This is a genomic window from Cellulomonas sp. P4_H4 (assembly GCF_056400865.1).
Genome location: NZ_JBFUKL010000004.1, coordinates 12,792 through 28,504, shown reverse-complemented (window position 1 = coordinate 28,504; position 15,713 = coordinate 12,792). Strand labels below are relative to the sequence as shown.

Annotated in this window: 18 protein-coding genes; 7 read left to right on the top strand and 11 right to left on the bottom strand. The window is 70.2% G+C overall.

The genetic code is table 11. The features are described from left to right. The first annotated feature begins 10 nt into the window (after nucleotides 1-10). Nucleotides 11-898: a KPN_02809 family neutral zinc metallopeptidase gene (gene ypfJ / locus AC1DPN_RS13315; RefSeq protein WP_477085242.1), complete on the top strand. Its 888-nt coding sequence runs from the start codon at nucleotides 11-13 to the stop codon at nucleotides 896-898. A gap of 7 nt (nucleotides 899-905) precedes the next feature. Beyond that, nucleotides 906-1,472: a GNAT family N-acetyltransferase gene (locus AC1DPN_RS13310; RefSeq protein WP_477085241.1), complete on the top strand. Its 567-nt coding sequence runs from the start codon at nucleotides 906-908 to the stop codon at nucleotides 1,470-1,472. Between the two features lie 2 nt (nucleotides 1,473-1,474). On the opposite strand, the gene AC1DPN_RS13305 is transcribed toward AC1DPN_RS13310, so the two are convergent. Genes AC1DPN_RS13305 through AC1DPN_RS13265 form a run of 9 tightly spaced genes read right to left on the bottom strand, consistent with a single transcriptional unit; the run spans nucleotide 1,475 to nucleotide 8,546 of the window. After that, the gene (locus AC1DPN_RS13305; RefSeq protein ID WP_477085240.1) at nucleotides 1,475-1,819 is read right to left on the bottom strand and encodes a cupin domain-containing protein; all 345 of its coding nucleotides are present in this window, start codon (nucleotides 1,817-1,819) and stop codon (nucleotides 1,475-1,477) included. 35 nt (nucleotides 1,820-1,854) lie between these two features. After that, nucleotides 1,855-2,181 carry a metal-sulfur cluster assembly factor gene (locus tag AC1DPN_RS13300; protein ID WP_477085239.1) on the bottom strand — a complete coding sequence of 109 codons (327 nt, stop codon included), beginning with the start codon at nucleotides 2,179-2,181 and terminating at the stop codon, nucleotides 1,855-1,857. Continuing rightward, nucleotides 2,178-2,651 (bottom strand): Fe-S cluster assembly sulfur transfer protein SufU, encoded by a 474-nt coding sequence (sufU, locus tag AC1DPN_RS13295; RefSeq protein ID WP_477085238.1) that lies wholly within the window; start codon nucleotides 2,649-2,651, stop codon nucleotides 2,178-2,180. Before sufU ends, AC1DPN_RS13300 begins: the two co-directional genes overlap by 4 nt. Continuing rightward, complete coding sequence (locus AC1DPN_RS13290) at nucleotides 2,648-3,958, bottom strand: cysteine desulfurase (protein ID WP_477085237.1); 1,311 nt, start codon at nucleotides 3,956-3,958, stop codon at nucleotides 2,648-2,650. Before AC1DPN_RS13290 ends, sufU begins: the two co-directional genes overlap by 4 nt. 8 nt (nucleotides 3,959-3,966) lie before the next feature. Further along, a complete protein-coding gene (sufC, locus tag AC1DPN_RS13285; protein ID WP_477085236.1) occupies nucleotides 3,967-4,734 on the bottom strand; it encodes a Fe-S cluster assembly ATPase SufC in 768 nt (255 codons plus the stop codon). 23 nt (nucleotides 4,735-4,757) lie between these two features. Further along, a complete protein-coding gene (locus AC1DPN_RS13280; protein ID WP_477085235.1) occupies nucleotides 4,758-5,090 on the bottom strand; it encodes a non-heme iron oxygenase ferredoxin subunit in 333 nt (110 codons plus the stop codon). Then, on the bottom strand, nucleotides 5,087-6,376 hold the full coding sequence (gene sufD, locus AC1DPN_RS13275) for a Fe-S cluster assembly protein SufD (RefSeq protein WP_477085234.1): 1,290 nt from the start codon (nucleotides 6,374-6,376) through the stop codon (nucleotides 5,087-5,089). Before sufD ends, AC1DPN_RS13280 begins: the two co-directional genes overlap by 4 nt. Then, nucleotides 6,376-7,827, bottom strand: coding sequence for a Fe-S cluster assembly protein SufB (sufB, locus tag AC1DPN_RS13270; RefSeq protein ID WP_477085233.1), 1,452 nt, complete (start codon nucleotides 7,825-7,827; stop codon nucleotides 6,376-6,378). Before sufB ends, sufD begins: the two co-directional genes overlap by 1 nt. After that, the gene (locus AC1DPN_RS13265; RefSeq protein WP_477085232.1) at nucleotides 7,824-8,546 is read right to left on the bottom strand and encodes a helix-turn-helix transcriptional regulator; all 723 of its coding nucleotides are present in this window, start codon (nucleotides 8,544-8,546) and stop codon (nucleotides 7,824-7,826) included. The genes sufB and AC1DPN_RS13265 overlap by 4 nt, the downstream gene beginning before the upstream one ends. Nucleotides 8,547-8,724: 178 nt before the next feature. On the opposite strand from AC1DPN_RS13265, the gene AC1DPN_RS13260 reads away from it, so the two are divergent. From AC1DPN_RS13260 to AC1DPN_RS13240, 5 genes are all read left to right on the top strand, one after another. Further along, nucleotides 8,725-9,642: an ABC transporter ATP-binding protein gene (locus AC1DPN_RS13260; protein WP_477085231.1), complete on the top strand. Its 918-nt coding sequence runs from the start codon at nucleotides 8,725-8,727 to the stop codon at nucleotides 9,640-9,642. After that, nucleotides 9,639-10,388 carry an ABC transporter permease gene (locus AC1DPN_RS13255; RefSeq protein ID WP_477085230.1) on the top strand — a complete coding sequence of 250 codons (750 nt, stop codon included), beginning with the start codon at nucleotides 9,639-9,641 and terminating at the stop codon, nucleotides 10,386-10,388. Before AC1DPN_RS13260 ends, AC1DPN_RS13255 begins: the two co-directional genes overlap by 4 nt. 84 nt (nucleotides 10,389-10,472) lie before the next feature. Next, complete coding sequence (locus AC1DPN_RS13250) at nucleotides 10,473-11,432, top strand: COX15/CtaA family protein (RefSeq protein WP_477085229.1); 960 nt, start codon at nucleotides 10,473-10,475, stop codon at nucleotides 11,430-11,432. 81 nt (nucleotides 11,433-11,513) lie between these two features. Beyond that, nucleotides 11,514-12,518 carry an ATP-binding cassette domain-containing protein gene (locus tag AC1DPN_RS13245; RefSeq protein WP_477085228.1) on the top strand — a complete coding sequence of 335 codons (1,005 nt, stop codon included), beginning with the start codon at nucleotides 11,514-11,516 and terminating at the stop codon, nucleotides 12,516-12,518. Beyond that, nucleotides 12,515-13,318: an ABC transporter permease gene (locus AC1DPN_RS13240; protein ID WP_477085227.1), complete on the top strand. Its 804-nt coding sequence runs from the start codon at nucleotides 12,515-12,517 to the stop codon at nucleotides 13,316-13,318. Before AC1DPN_RS13245 ends, AC1DPN_RS13240 begins: the two co-directional genes overlap by 4 nt. Nucleotides 13,319-13,386: 68 nt before the next feature. On the opposite strand, the gene AC1DPN_RS13235 is transcribed toward AC1DPN_RS13240, so the two are convergent. Together AC1DPN_RS13235 and AC1DPN_RS13230 are read right to left on the bottom strand one after the other, a co-directional pair. Further along, nucleotides 13,387-13,989, bottom strand: coding sequence for an NUDIX domain-containing protein (locus AC1DPN_RS13235; RefSeq protein WP_477085226.1), 603 nt, complete (start codon nucleotides 13,987-13,989; stop codon nucleotides 13,387-13,389). Beyond that, complete coding sequence (locus tag AC1DPN_RS13230; RefSeq protein ID WP_477085225.1) at nucleotides 13,989-15,659, bottom strand: CTP synthase; 1,671 nt, start codon at nucleotides 15,657-15,659, stop codon at nucleotides 13,989-13,991. Before AC1DPN_RS13230 ends, AC1DPN_RS13235 begins: the two co-directional genes overlap by 1 nt. Nucleotides 15,660-15,713 lie beyond the last annotated feature (54 nt).

The window sequence follows — 15,713 nt, the reverse complement described above, 5'->3', positions numbered from 1 at the left end:
CGTTGCTTTCATGACGTTTCAGGAGGGTGGCAACTTCGACGCGGGCCGCGTGCGCAGACGTGGACCTGGCAAGGGTGGTGTCGCGGTCGGCGGCGGCATCGGCGGGATCGCGGTCGTGGCCCTGATCCTGATCCTGCAGGCCACCGGCAACAACGACCTCGCGAACGTCGTCAACCAGGTGGCCGGCGGCCAGGGCGGTGGTCAGCAGGCGGAGAGCACCCTCGCGGCGTGCTCCGCCTCGGAGGCGAACTCCGACCGCGACTGCCGGCTCGAGGGGAGCATCGAGTCGCTCGACGTCTACTGGTCCGCCGCGGTGCCCACCGCGTTCAGCCAGCCGGGAGTCGTCTCCTTCTCGCAGGCGACGAGCACGGGTTGCGGCAACGCCTCGAGCGCGTCCGGCCCGTTCTACTGCCCGCCCGACCAGACGATCTACCTCGACGTGAGCTTCTACGACGACCTCGAGTCGCAGCTCGGGGCCGAGGACGGTCCGCTGGCCGAGATGTATGTGGTCGCGCACGAGTACGGCCACCACATCCAGCAGATCACGGGCGTGATGGACCAGGCGGACCGTCAGGGCACCGGGGCCGACTCGGACTCCGTGCGCACCGAGCTCCAGGCCGACTGCTACGCGGGCATGTGGGTGGGCGACGCGACCGAGACCCTCGACCCGGACACCGGCAAGCCGTTCCTGAACCCGATCACGAAGGAGCAGCTGCAGAACGCGCTGGGTGCGGCGTCGGCGGTCGGCGACGACCACATCCAGAAGCAGTCGGGAGGCGGCGTGAACCCCGACGCCTTCACGCACGGCACGAGCGAGCAGCGCGAACGATGGTTCACAACCGGCTACGAGCAGGGCACCCTGGAGGCCTGCGACACGTTCGCTGCGGACACCCTGTGAGGCGCGCATGGCCGACTACGAGGTCAGGGCACTGACTCCGGACACCTGGGACGCGTTCGCCCGGCTCGCCGAGAAGCACAACGGCGTGTGGGGCGGCTGCTGGTGCACGTACTTCCACCCGAGCATCCCGGACCGGGCTCCTGGCGCCGAGGGCAGCCGGCTGATGAAGGAGCGCCTCGTCCACGACGGCGTCGCACACGCGGCACTCGTCTTCGACGGCGAGGCGGCGGTTGCGTGGGCCGAGTACGGAACCCCCACCGAGCTGCCGAACATCTACCACCGCAAGCAGTACGAGGCCGGACTGGACCAGGCGCCCGACTACCGGATCACGTGCTTCTTCGTCGATCGCGACTATCGACGTCGAGGGATGTCGGGCGTCGCTCTGCGCGGAGCCCTGGACCTCATCGCGGCGGCGGGCGGCGGCATCGTCGAGGCCTACCCGCACGACACGGGCGGAAAGAAGATGTCGGCGTCGTTCCTCTACAGCGGCACCCGGACGCTCTTCGAGAAGGCGGGGTTCGAGTACCAGCGACCCAAGGGGCCGCGCAACTGCGTGATGGTGACGACGGTCTAGCGCTACGAGGGCCCGACGACGTCCACGGAGACCTCGACCGCCGGAACGGACCCGCGGTTCTCGAGCCAGTGCACGGTGTTCCGGTCCTCGGGCCAGCCTGGCCCAGGCCCGTAGTCCGTGGCGACGCCGTCCCGGTGGTCGGTGATCGTGCCCTCGAGCACGTAGACGGTTCCCGGTCGGCCCCGGTGGTCGTGGACCGGCCCGAAGACTGCGCCGGGTGCCATGGTCACCCGACGAGTCCTGAGCCGCAGACCCTCCATGCCCGGGATCTCCGGGCCGAGGTCGATCGTGGACAGCAGCTCCACATCGATCCCCCGCGTCTCGGGCACCACCAGCTCGCCGCTCATCGTGCTGCCCTTCGTGAGGTCGCCGTCGTCGAGCGTCAGATGTTGAAGCCGAGGGCCCGCATCTGCTCGCGGCCGTCGGGCGTGATCTTCTCGGGACCCCACGGCGGCATCCAGACCCAGTTGATGCGGAAGCCGTCGACGATGCCGTCGAGGGCGGACGCGGACTGGTCCTCGATGACGTCGGTCAGCGGGCAGGCGGCGGACGTGAGCGTCATGTCGATGATCGCGGTGTTCGTCTGGTCGATGACGACGCCGTAGATCAGGCCGAGGTCGACGACGTTGATCCCGAGCTCGGGGTCGATGACGTCGCGCAAGGCTTCCTCGACATCGGCGACCGTGGTCGGAGACGGTTGGGTGGTCATGAGTCCTCCGTGGGACGTGCGCCGGTCTTGATGAGTGCGTCGGTCAGCGCGGACCAGCCGAGCAGTGCGCACTTGATGCGGGCGGGGTACTTGGCCACCCCGGTGAAGGCGGTCGCGTCGCCGAGCGAGTCTTCGGCGGCCTCGTCGTCCAGGCCGTTGCCGCGGGCGGACATCAGCTGGCGGAACGTGCCGCCGAGCTGGTCGACGGTCGCCAGGTCGTTGCCGACGACCAGGTCGTGCAGGACGGAGATTGAGGCCTGGGAGATGCTGCAGCCTTGCCCCTCCCAGCGGACGTCGCGCACGACGCCATCAGAGAGGTCGACCTGCAGCGTGACCTCGTCGCCGCACGTCGGGTTGACCTGGTGGGACTCACCGACATGGTCCCCCACGAGCCCCAGGCCGCGACCGTGCGGGAACTTCGCGTGGTCGAGGATGACCTGCTGGTACAGCTGCTCCATCTGGGAACTCATGACACCTCCAGACCGAAGAACGTCCGGACCCCCGCCAGTGCTTCCCGGAAGACCTCGATCTCCTCGTCCGTCGTGTAGACGGCGGCGCTGGCCCGTGAGGTGGACGCTACGCCGAACCGGCGGTGCAGGGGCTGCGCGCAGTGGTGACCGACGCGGACGGCCACGCCCGCGTCGTCGAGGACCTGGCCGACGTCGTGCGCGTGCACGCCGTCCACCACGAAGGATACGGTCGCCAGCCGGTCGCGGGTGTCCGTCGGGCCGATGACCCGGACACCCGGCACCGAGGCGACGGCGTCGAGCAGCAGACCGGCGAGGTGGTGCTCGTGCGCGGCGACCGCGTCCATGCCCAGCTCACCCAGGTAGCTCGCCGCGGCTCCCATCCCGATGGCCTGCGAGACCATCTGCGTGCCGGCCTCGAACCGCTGCGGCGGCGGCGCGTAGGTCGTGCGCTCCATGGTCACGACCTCGACCATCGACCCGCCCGTGGTCACGGGAGGCATGGCCTCGAGCAGCTCGCGACGGCCGTAGAGGGCGCCGACGCCGGTCGGGCCGAGCATCTTGTGCCCCGAGAACGCGGCGAAGTCGACGCCGAGCGCGGTCAGGTCCACCGGCAGGTGCGGCACCGACTGGCACGCGTCCAGCACGGTGAGCGCCCCGACCGAGCGCGCCTTCGCGACGAACGCCGCGACGGGCGTGATGGCACCGGTGACGTTCGAGGCGTGCGTGAACGCGAGGACCTTGGTGCGCTCGGTGACGACCGTGTCGAGCTCGTCGACCCGCAGGCGCCCGTCGTCCTCGACCCCGATCCACCGCAGCGTCGCGCCCGTGCGAGCGGCGAGCTCCTGCCACGGCACGAGGTTGGCGTGGTGCTCGGCCTCGGTGACGACGATCTCGTCGCCGGGCCGCAGGGCGAGCCGCTGTGCGTCGGCTCCCCCGCGCCCGAGCGACGCGTTCGACATCGCGTACGCGACGAGGTTGATGCCCGCCGTCGCGTTCGACGTCCAGACCAGCGACCCCGGTGAGACGCCGACGAACGACGCGACCCGGTCGCGCGCGTCCTCGAACGCCTCGGTGGCCTCCTCGGCCAGCTGGTGCGCGCCGCGGTGCACGGCGGCGTTGCGCTGGATGTAGAAGTCCTGCTCGGCGTCGAGAACCACCTCGGGCTTCTGCGAGGTGGCACCCGAGTCGAGGTACACCAGCGCGCGTCCGCCGCGCAGGGTCCGTGCGAGCAGCGGGAAGTCCGCGCGCACGGCAGCCAGCTCGGTCGCGTCGAGCGTCCGGGCCGGAACCTCGAGGGTGCTGGTCATGGCGAGTCTCAGACGACCGTGGTCGCGGTGGTCAGGAAGCGGTCGTAGCCCTCGTTCTCGAGGCGGTCGGCCAGCTCCGGGCCACCCTCCTCGGCGACCTTGCCGTCGACGAAGACGTGCACGAAGTCGGGCTTGATGTAGCGCAGGATCCGCGTGTAGTGCGTGATCAGCAGGACGCCGACGTCGGGGTTCTCCTTGACGCGGTTGACGCCCTCGGACACGACACGGAGCGCGTCGACGTCGAGACCCGAGTCGGTTTCGTCGAGGATCGCGAACTTCGGCTTGAGGAGCTCCATCTGCAGGATCTCGTGGCGCTTCTTCTCGCCGCCCGAGAAGCCCTCGTTGACCGAGCGCTCGGCGAACGCCGGGTCCATGCGCAGGTCGTCCATCGCCTTGCGGACGTCCTTGACCCAGGAGCGCAGCGGCGGGGCCTGGCCGTCGATCGCGGTCTTCGCGGTGCGCAGGAAGTTGCTCACGCTGACACCGGGAACCTCGACCGGGTACTGCATGGCGAGGAACAGGCCCGCACGAGCGCGAGCGTCGACCGACAGCGCGAGGACGTCCTCGCCGTCGAGCGTCACGGTGCCGCTGGTGACGTGGTACTTCGGGTGACCGGCCAGCGAGTACGCGAGCGTGGACTTGCCGGAGCCGTTCGGGCCCATGATGGCGTGCGTCTCGCCGCTCGCGACCGTCAGGTCGACTCCGCGCAGGATCTGCTTGGGGCCTTCCTTGGTCTCGACGCTGACGTGCAGGTCGCGGATCTCCAGGGTGGACATGCGGTGTTCCTTCCGGGGGCAGTTCAGAGGGGGGCGTCGATGTCGACCAGCACGCGCTGGCCGTCGACGGTCACGGGGTAGACAGGGACGGCGCGCACAGCGGGCGGGCCGGTGGGCTTGCCGGTACGCAGGTCGAAACGGGAGCCGTGGAGCCAGCACTCGATCGTGCAGCCCTCCACCTCGCCGTCGGACAGCGAGACCGCGCCGTGCGAGCAGATGTCGCTGATGGCGTGCAGCTCCCCGGCGTCGTCACGCACGATGGCGACCTCGACGGGGCCGTTCTCGCCCTCGAGCTCGACGCGGAACGTGCCCTCCACGGGCACGTCCTCGTCGTAGCAGGCCAGCTGAGCGCTCATGCACGCTCCGTCGTCAGGCCCACCTCGGAGCCCTCGACGCTCGTGGCGTCCAGCACGCTCATCGACTTCTCGAGCTCGCGCTCGATCGCTCCGATGAGACGCTCCTCGACCGACGGGACGCCGATCTCGTGGATGAGCTCGGCGAAGAAGCCCCGCACGACGAGCCGACGCGCGTCGGGCTCCGGGATGCCGCGGGCGCGCAGGTAGAAGAGCTGCTCGTCGTCGAACCGGCCGGTCGCGCTCGCGTGGCCCGCGCCCTCGATGAGGCCCGTCTCGATCTCCAGGTTCGGCACCGAGTCGGCGCGGGCGCCGTCGGACAGGACCAGGTTGCGGTTGAGCTCGTACGTGTCGGTGCCCTCGGCGGCCGCGCGGATCAGCACGTCACCGACCCACACCGTGTGCGCACCCTCGCCCTGCAGCGCACCCTTGTAGGCCACGCGCGACACGCAGTTGGGGACGGCGTGGTCGACGAAGAGCCGCTGCTCCTGGTGCTGGCCGGCGTCCGCGAAGTACAGGCCGAGCATCTTGACGGCCGCACCCTCGCCGACGAACTCGGCGTCGGGAGTGATCCGCACGACGTCGCCACCGAGCGTGACCGCGATGTGCTTGACGGTCGCGTCGCGGCCGATGCGCAGGCGGTGGCTCGACGCGTGCACGGAGCCGTCCGCCCAGTCGTGCACCGTCACGACGGTCAGGTGCGCGCCCTCGTCGGCGACGATCTCGACCGTCTCCGTCAGGGACGCGTGCCCGATGTGGTCGATGACCACGACCGCCTGCGACATCGCCTCGGCGTGGACCACGAGGTGCGTCGCGCTGGGCTCCAGCGGGGCCTCGTGCGTGCCGGCCCCCTCGACGCCCTCGATGCGGATCGACGTCACCTCGGTGGCGACGGCCTCCTGCGGGATCGTCACGATCGTGGCGCGCGGGAACGAGGCCCACGCGACGGCGGCCGTGCGGTCGCCCGGCTTGCCGGCCGTGCCCAGGCGGGCGTCGTCGCGGTCGACGATCTCGACCTTGACCTCGGGCGCCTCGACGACGGTCGTCAGCACACCGTGTCCCGACAGCACGCCGTCGGTCGCGCCGGCGAACAGCGGCGCGAGGCGGTCGACCGGCGCGAAGCGCCACTCCTCCTCGCGGCCGTTCGGGACGGGGAAGTCGGCCACGTCGAACGACGTGGGCCGGGACGCACGGGACGCCTCGGGCAGCGGCCCGACCCCGTGGCTGTGGCTCCCGACGGCGGTTGCCTTGGAGTGGTCCGTCGACAGGGAGTCTGTTGCGGTCGTCATCAGCCGACGGCCCCTTCCATCTGCAGCTCGATGAGGCGGTTCAGCTCGAGGGCGTACTCCATGGGCAGCTCACGCGCGATGGGCTCGACGAACCCGCGCACGATCATGGCCATGGCCTCGGTCTCCGGCATGCCTCGGGACATGAGGTAGAACAGCTGGTCCTCGCTCACGCGCGACACGGTCGCCTCGTGGCCCATCGACACGTCGTCCTCGCGGACGTCGACATACGGATAGGTGTCGGAGCGGGAGATCTGGTCGACGAGCAGAGCGTCGCAGAGCACGTTCGACGCGGAGTGGTGGGCGCCCTCGAGCACCTGCACCAGACCGCGGTAGGACGTGCGTCCGCCGCCACGCGCGACCGACTTGGAGACGATCGAGCTGGACGTGTACGGCGCGGCGTGCACCATCTTGGCGCCCGCGTCCTGGTGCTGGCCGGCACCCGCGAACGCGATCGACAGGGTCTCGCCGCGGGCGTGCTCGCCCATCAGGTAGATCGCCGGGTACTTCATGGTGACCTTGGAGCCGATGTTGCCGTCGACCCACTCCATGGTGGCGCCCTCGGCCGCGGTCGCCCGCTTGGTGACGAGGTTGTACACGTTGTTCGACCAGTTCTGGATGGTCGTGTACCGCACGCGGGCGTTCTTCTTCACGATGATCTCGACGACCGCGGAGTGCAGCGAGTCGCTCGAGTACACGGGAGCAGTACAACCCTCGACGTAGTGAACGTACGAACCCTCGTCGGCGATGATCAGCGTCCGCTCGAACTGGCCCATGTTCTCCGTGTTGATACGGAAGTAGGCCTGCAGCGGGATCTCGACGTGCACGCCCGGCGGGACGTAGACGAACGAGCCGCCCGACCAGACGGCGGTGTTCAGCGAGGCGAACTTGTTGTCGCCGGGCGGGATGACCGAGCCGAAGTACTGCTCGAAGATCTCCGGGTGCTCGCGCAGCGCGGTGTCGGTGTCGAGGAAGATGACGCCCTGCTCCTCGAGCGACTCCTGGATCTGGTGGTAGACGACCTCGGACTCGTACTGCGCGGCGACGCCGGCGACGAGCCGCTGCTTCTCGGCCTCCGGGATGCCCAGGCGGTCGTACGTGTTCTTGATGTCGTCGGGCAGGTCCTCCCAGCTGGTGGCCTGCTTCTCGGTCGAGCGTACGAAGTACTTGATGTTGTCGAAGTCGATGCCCGACAGGTCCGAGCCCCACCAGGGCATGGGCTTCTTGTCGAACAGGCGCAGCGACTTCAGGCGCGTCTTGAGCATCCACTCGGGCTCGTCCTTGAGCGCGGAGATCTCCCGGACCTTCGCCTCCGAGAGTCCACGCGTGGCGACGGACCCCGCGGTGTCGGCGTCGTGCCAGCCGTAGTTGTAGTTCCCGATGGAGGCGATGGCCTCGTCCTGGGTCATCTGCGGCGCAGCGGCGGCAGACGTGCTGTCGGTCTGTGCACTCATGCTGGGTGTCCTTCCACGAGCACGTGCTTGGGGGTGGGTGCGTTCGAGATCGGGATGTTCGTGGTGCAGACGTGGCCGCCGGAGGCCAGCGTCGCGAGGCGCTGCACGTGCACGCCGAGGAGGCGCGAGAACGCCCGTGCCTCGGCCTCGCACAGCTGGGGGAACTCGTGCGCGACGTCCTGCACGGGGCAGTGCCCCTGGCAGAGCTGCATCGCGTAGCCACCGGGCCCAGGGCGGGCGGAGGCGGCGTAGCCGTCGGCCGAGAGGCCGTCGGCCAGTGCACGGACGCGGGCGCCGACGTCGTCGCCCGCTGCCTGGACCGCGGCGGTGTGCCGCTCCTCGAGCTCACGGATGCGCAGCTCGGCGAAGCCCTGGACGGCCTGCGGTCCGGCAGTCTCGGCGAGGAAGCGCAACGCCTGCGTGGCGAGCTCGGAGTACCGGTGCGAGAGCGCGGCCTGACCGTGCGACGTCACCACGTACCGACGTGCGGGCCGACCGCGTCCCTTGTGCGCCGAGCCGGAACCGGCGTCGTGCACCGTGATCTGGTCGGTCGACTCGAGGACGCCGAGGTGGCGTCGGATCCCGGCCGGGGCGAGGTCGAGCGCGCTGGCGAGCTCCGCGGCCGCGACCGGCCCGGTCGACGCCACGAGCTGCAGCACCCGCTCGCGCGTTCCGGCGTCGGAGGTGTCCGCGTGCACGACGGGCAGCGTCGCACTCATGCACACCTCCAGGAACCGTTTCAGAGCCGTTGCTCGGGGCACCCGCACGGCGCGCCTCGATATTGGCAACATCCTTGTTGTGAATATCCATCCCGGCAAGCAAGGACACCCTTTGCAGCGCCGACTGTGACGGACCGCACGAGGGCCGTGCCGACGGGCCGATCTAGACTTCGCTCTCGTGCCAGCCACCCCCGCGCTCGAGATCTCCGGACTCGTCAAGCGCTACGGCTCACGGGCCGTCGTCGACGGCATCGACCTCGTCGCGCTGCCCGGTCAGGTCACCGCCGTCCTGGGTCCCAACGGCGCCGGCAAGACCACCACGATCGAGTGCTGCGAAGGTCTGCGCGAACCCGATGCCGGGACGGTCCGCGTGCTCGGGCTGAACCCGCTCACGGACGCACGCGAGCTCCGACCGCGGGTCGGCGTGATGCTGCAGGACGGCGGCCTGCCCACGGGCGTCAAGGCGCGCCAGATGCTCGCGCACGTGGCGACGATGTACGCCGAGCCGCGGGACCTCGGCGAGCTGAGCGAGCGGCTCGGCCTGGGATCGTTCGCCGGCACGACCGTGCGGCGGCTGTCGGGCGGCCAGCGCCAGCGGCTCGCGCTCGCGGCGGCCGTCGTCGGCAAGCCCGAGCTCGTGTTCCTCGACGAGCCCAGCGCCGGCATGGACCCCCAGTCGCGGCACGCGGTGTGGGACCTGGTCCGTGAGCTCCGTGACGAGGGCGTCGCGGTCGTCCTGACGACGCACCTCATGGACGAGGCCGAGGACCTGGCCGACCACGTGGTCGTCATCGACGACGGCTCGGTCATCGCGTCCGGCACGGTCGGGTCGCTCGTCGCTGGCTCGGCGGACCGGACGCTGCGCTTCGAGTCGACACCCGGGCTGCCCGTGCCGCAGCTGAGCGAGGTCGTGGGGCTCGTCGTGACCGAGCCGACCTCGGGCTCCTACACGGTCACCGGTGCGGTCGGCCCCTCGACCGTCGCGGCTCTCACCGCCTGGCTCGCCGAGCGCGACGCGCTCGTCACCCGGCTCACCGTCGGCAGGCGGACGCTCGAGGACGTGTTCCTCGACCTCACCGGACGGAGCCTGCGATGAGCGCCGCCGCACCGGCATCGCGCCGGGTCCTCGCCCAGACGTCGTTCGAGGCCCGCGCGATCCTGCGCAACGGCGAGCAGCTCCTCGTCACGATCATCGTGCCCGTCCTCGTGCTGGTCGGGCTGACCAAGGCGACCGGCATCGCGATCGACACCGACGGCATGAGCCGTATCGACTTCTTCACTCCCGGCGTCCTCGCTCTCGCGATCATGACGTCGTCCTTCACGTCCCAGGCGATCGCCTCGGCGTTCGACCGCCGCAACGGCGTCCTGCGGCTCCTGTCCACCACGCCCCTGGGCCGAGGCGGCCTGCTCGCAGGAAAGATCCTCGGCGTTCTCGCCGTCGAGATCGTCCAGGTCGTCGTCATCGGGACGACTGCCCTCCTGCTCGGCTGGCATCCCGACACGACCGGCCTGCTGCTCGCGGTGGTCGCCGTGATCCTGGGCACGGCGGCGTTCACGTCCTTGGCACTGCTCGTCGCCGGCACCCTGCGCGCCGAGGCCGTCCTCGCGATCGCGAACCTGCTGCTGCTGCTCCTCGCCGTCGCGGGTGGGGTGATCGTGCCGGCCGACCGGCTGCCCGGCCCGATGGCGCACATCGCCCTGCTGCTGCCGTCCGGCGCCCTCGGTGACGCGATGCGCGAGACGCTCTGGCACGGCTCGCTGCCCGCCTGGTCCGTCGTCGTCCTCGTCGGTTGGACGGCCGCACTCGGCTGGGGAGCCTCGCGGCTGTTCCGCTGGCACTGACGACGGACCTGGTGTGATGCGTCTCGCGGGCGTCAGGGTCTGTTGCCTGCCGGTCGCCTGCCGGTCGGACCTTAGGCTGGGCGCGTGATCCTGTCCCCCGCCCTCGATCTGCTCGACCGGCTGCGCACACGCCTCGGATTCCCCGTCGTCGTCGCCAACGTCGTCGCTCAGATCGGCCTCGTCGTGACCGGCGGGGCGGTGCGGCTCACAGGATCGGGACTCGGCTGCTCCACGTGGCCCGAGTGCGAGCCCGGGCAGTTCACGCCCGAGCTGCACGCGGCCATGTCGATCAACCCGCTCATCGAGTTCGGCAACCGGACGCTCACCGGAGTCCTGCTCGTCATCGCTGTCGCCGTCGCGCTTCTCGTCGCGACCGACCGGCGCCGGCCGACGTCGTACCGCTGGCTGGGGATGGCGCCGCTGATCCTCGTGCTGACGCAGGCCCTGATCGGCGGGATCATCGTCATCTTCGACCTGAACCCGGCGTTCGTCGGGATCCACCTGCTCGTCTCGATGACGCTCGTCGCCCTCTCGACCTGGCTCATGCTCCGGTTCCGCGAGGGTGACGGCCCGTCCACCTCCCTCGTCGGGACGACGGACCGCACGCTCGTCCGGGTCCTCGTCGTCCTGCTCGCCGTCCTCCTGGTCCTCGGCGTCGTGGTCACCGGTGCCGGCCCGCACTCGGGTGACGACGAGGTGGGCTACCGGTTCGACGTCGATCCCTGGCTCATGGCAAAGGTGCACGCCGCGGCCGTCTGGGCATTCCTCGCTGTCCTGGTCACGCTCGTCGTGCGACTCCGGCGGGCCGGCGCGACAGGGCGTCTCTGGCGGACCGCGCTGCTGCTGCTCGCGGTGACCCTCGCGCAAGGGCTGATCGGGTACGTGCAGCTGTTCACGGGCCTGCCGATCGCGCTGGTCAACCTGCACATGCTCGGCGCCGCACTGCTGACCGCAGGGGTGACGTCGTTCGTCTGGGCGACCCGTACACGGGGACCCGTCGCTGCGCCCGCCGACCTCTCGGCCCGGGCCGCGTCCGCTCGCTGAGCGGCACTACGTCCGGCCCTTGGCCGGACTTCGTGGGGAATTGTCGGGTGCAGTGTCGGACGTCACATCTACGCTCGACGGATGGACCCAGCCATCACAGCACGTGGATTGGTGAAGACGTACGGCAGCCTGCGAGCGCTGGACGGCGTCGACCTCACGGTCCCGCAGGGAACCGTGCTCGGTCTGCTCGGTCCCAACGGGGCAGGCAAGACCACGATCGTCCGGGTGCTCAGCACCCTCCTCCAACCGGACTCCGGCACCGCTCAGGTGGCCGGTATCGACGTCCTGGCCCATCCGCGCCAGGTCCGAAGGCGCATCGGCCTCTCCGGGCAGTACGCCGCCGTCGACGAGTACCTGACCGGATTCGAGAACCTCGACATGATCGGCCGGCTGTACCACCTCGGCCGCAACAAGTCCCGTGCGCGGGCGCGCGAGCTGCTCGCGGCGTTCGGGCTCGAGGACGCGGGCGACCGGCCCAGCAAGACCTACTCGGGCGGCATGCGGCGACGGCTCGACCTCGCCGGCGCCCTGGTCGCGGACCCGCCGGTGCTGTTCCTCGACGAACCGACCACGGGTCTGGACCCCCGGGGCCGAACCGACATGTGGGAGGTCATCCAAGGACTCGTCGCGGGTGGGACGACCCTCCTGCTCACCACGCAGTACCTCGAGGAGGCCGACCTCCTGGCCGACGAGATCGTCGTCATCGACCACGGGCGGATCATCGCTCAGGGCACCTCCGACCATCTGAAGAACCAGGTCGGTGGGGAGCGGCTCGAGCTGACCGTCAAGGACGGGTCCCGCCTCGCCGAGGCGCGAGGGCTGCTCGAGCCGAAGGGCGTCGGCACGGCGGTCCTCGACGACCGCTCGCGCCAGCTGGTCATGCCGGTCACCGGTGGCGCTCAGGTCCTCACCGAGGCGCTGCGGCTGCTCGACGACGCGGGCATCGGGCTCGACGACGTGGGCCTGCGTCGTCCGACGCTCGACGACGTGTTCCTGTCGCTCACCGGCCACGCGACCGCGGAGGACGAGGGCGACCCGGAGAAGGCCGACTCGAAGACCGGCGCCAAGGAAGGAGCCCGCGCATGAGCATCCCCTACGTCTTCGCGGACGCGGCGGTCGTCGCCAAGCGGAACCTCATCAAGATCAAGCGCGTCCCCGACCTGCTGGTGTTCACGACGCTCCAGCCGATCATGTTCGTCCTGCTGTTCTCGTTCGTGTTCGGAGGGGCGATCGGGGGCGGTGACGGTCAGTCCTACCGCGAGTTCCTGATGGCCGGGATCTTCGCGCAGACGGTCATCTTCGGCGCCACCATCACAGGCGCGGGCCTGGCCGACGACGTGAAGAAGGGCATCATCGACCGGTTCCGGTCGCTTCCGATGGCGCCGTCGGCCGTGCTGGCCGGCCGCACGATCTCGGACGTCATCAACAACGTCCTGGTCCTCATCGTCATGTCGCTGACGGGCCTGCTCGTCGGCTGGCGGATCAACACCAGCGTCCTCGAGGCGATCGGTGGGTTCGCCATCCTGCTCGCGTTCGCCTATGCGATCTCCTGGATCATGGCGTGGATCGGGATGCTCGTGCCGAGCCCCGAGGTGGTCAACAACGCGGCGTTCATCGTGATCTTCCCGCTCACGTTCGTCGCCAACACGTTCGTCCCGCTCGCCACGCTGCCTCCCGTCCTGCAGACGTTCGCGGCCTGGAACCCGGTCTCGACCGTGACCCAGGCTGCACGCGAGCTGTTCGGCAACATCCCGCCGGCCGTGCCGGAACCGACGCAGTGGTCGCTGCAGAACCCGGCGCTCTACACGTCGTTCTGGATCGTGATCATCCTGGTCGTCTTCGTCCCGCTGGCGAACGCGCAGTACCGCCGCTCCGCGAGCCGCTGACCCACCGAGCAGGACGCCGCCCCACCCGGACTCGGGTGGGCGGCGTCTGCTGTTCAGGAGGGGCCGGCTCAAGCCGGGAGGGCGACCGGTTCGAGCGTCGCCCACCCGCGGGCCCTGGCCGCCGCGGCTGCGAGTACACCTGTCACGGCAGTCGGGCTGTGCAGCCGACCGGCGAGCGCGCCGTCGACGGCCTCGTCGAGCGGGACCCACACCGGGACCATGCCCGCCTCCTCGTCGGTCCGCACGTGGCGCTCCGGCTCGGGCACGAGCGACAGGTCCCGCGCCAGGAACACCTGGATCCGCTCGTTCGAGGCGCCCGGCGTCGTGTAGAAGTCCACCAGGCGCCACCACGAGCCGGCCCGCAGGTCCGCCTCCTCGGCGAGCTCGCGCGCGGCCGCGACCACCAGTAGCTCGTCGGGAACGTCGCGCAGACCCGCCGGCGGCTCCCAGAGCTCGGAACGGACCGGGTGCCGGTACTGCGACAGCAGCAGCACCCGGTCCTCGTCGTCCAACGCGATGACTGCGACGGCGCCCGGGTGGACGACGTACTCGCGGAGCACCTGGGTCTCCCCCAGGTCCACCACGTCCCCGTCGACGTCGAACACCTTGCCCTGGTGGATCCGGCGGTTCGAGACCACCGGCCGAGGAGCCTCGACGTCCTCCAGCGGCATCAGGACTCGTCGCCGCGCAGAGCCAGGGCGGCGCCGATGAGACCGGCGAACAACGGGTGCGCCCTGGTCGGACGCGACTTGAACTCGGGGTGCGCCTGCGTGGCGACGAAGTACGGGTGCACCTCGCGCGGCAGCTCGACGAATTCCACGAGCGACGTGTCGGGCGAGACACCCGAGATCACGAGGCCGGCCTCCTCGAGCTTGTCGCGGTAGGAGTTGTTCACCTCGTAGCGGTGCCGGTGCCGCTCCGAGACGCGCTCGCTGCCGTAGGTCTCGGCAACGACCGAGCCGCGGGTCAGGACCGCGTCGTACGCACCCAGGCGCATCGTGCCGCCGAGGTCGCCGGCACCGCCGACGAACGCGTGCTGCTCGGCCATCGTCGCGATGACGGGATGCGCAGGGTCGGTGTCGAACTCGGAGGACGACGCGCCCTCGAGCCCGAGGACCGTGCGCGAGTACTCGATGACCATGCACTGCAGGCCGAGGCAGATGCCGAGCGTCGGGACCAGGTTCTCCCGTGCCCAGCGCAGTGCGCCGAGCTTGCCCTCGATCCCCCGCACCCCGAAGCCGCCGGGGACGAGGACCGCGTCGACACCCTCGAGCGCGAGCCGAGCGCCCTCAGCCGTCTGGCAGTCGTCCGAGGTGACCCAGCGGATGACCACCTTCGTGTCGTGGTGGAACCCGCCGGCCCGCAGCGCCTCCGTCACGGACAGGTAGGCGTCGGGCAGGTCGATGTACTTGCCGACGAGCGCGACCTCGACCCGGTGGGTGGGCTGGTGCACGCGGTGCAGGAGCTCGTCCCAGCCCTTCCACTCGACGTCGCGGAACGGCAGGGCGAGCCGCTGCACGACGTAGGCGTCGAGGCCCTCGGAGTGCAGCACGCGCGGGATGTCGTAGATGCTCGGCGCGTCCTTGGCGGTCACGACGCCCTCGACGTCGACGTCGCACATGAGCGCGATCTTGCGCTTCGTCGCCTCGGGCACGTCCCGGTCCGCACGCAGGACGATCGCGTCGGGCTGGATGCCGATGCTGCGCAGCGCGGCGACCGAGTGCTGGGTCGGCTTGGTCTTCAGCTCGCCCGACGGCCCGATGTAGGGCACGAGCGAGACGTGCAGGAAGAACACGTTGTCGCGGCCTAGGTCGTGCCGGACCTGGCGCGCGGCCTCGAGGAACGGCAGCGACTCGATGTCACCGACCGTGCCGCCGATCTCCGTGATGATGACGTCGATGTCCTCGTCGGCCTGCGACCGCATGCGGGACTTGATCTCGTCGGTGATGTGCGGGATCACCTGCACCGTGTCGCCGAGGTACTCGCCGCGACGCTCCTTGGCGATCACCTGCGAGTAGACCTGGCCGGTGGTGACGTTGGCCGACCCCACCAGGTTCACGTCCAGGAACCGCTCGTAGTGGCCGACGTCGAGGTCCGTCTCCGCACCGTCCTCGGTGACGAACACCTCGCCGTGCTGGAACGGGTTCATGGTGCCGGGATCCACGTTCAGATACGGATCCAGCTTCTGCATCGTGACCTTGAGGCCACGGGAGCGGAGAAGTCGACCGAGGCTGCTGGCCGTCAGACCCTTACCGAGGGAGGAGGCAACACCCCCAGTGACGAAGATGTGCCGGGTCGTGGATTCCGACCGCCCGGAGAGTCGATGCGCGCGCTCTGTCACGGGATTCCAGACTACCCGACCTTCGGGCGATACCGGAGAGCCACGCCTGGTGAG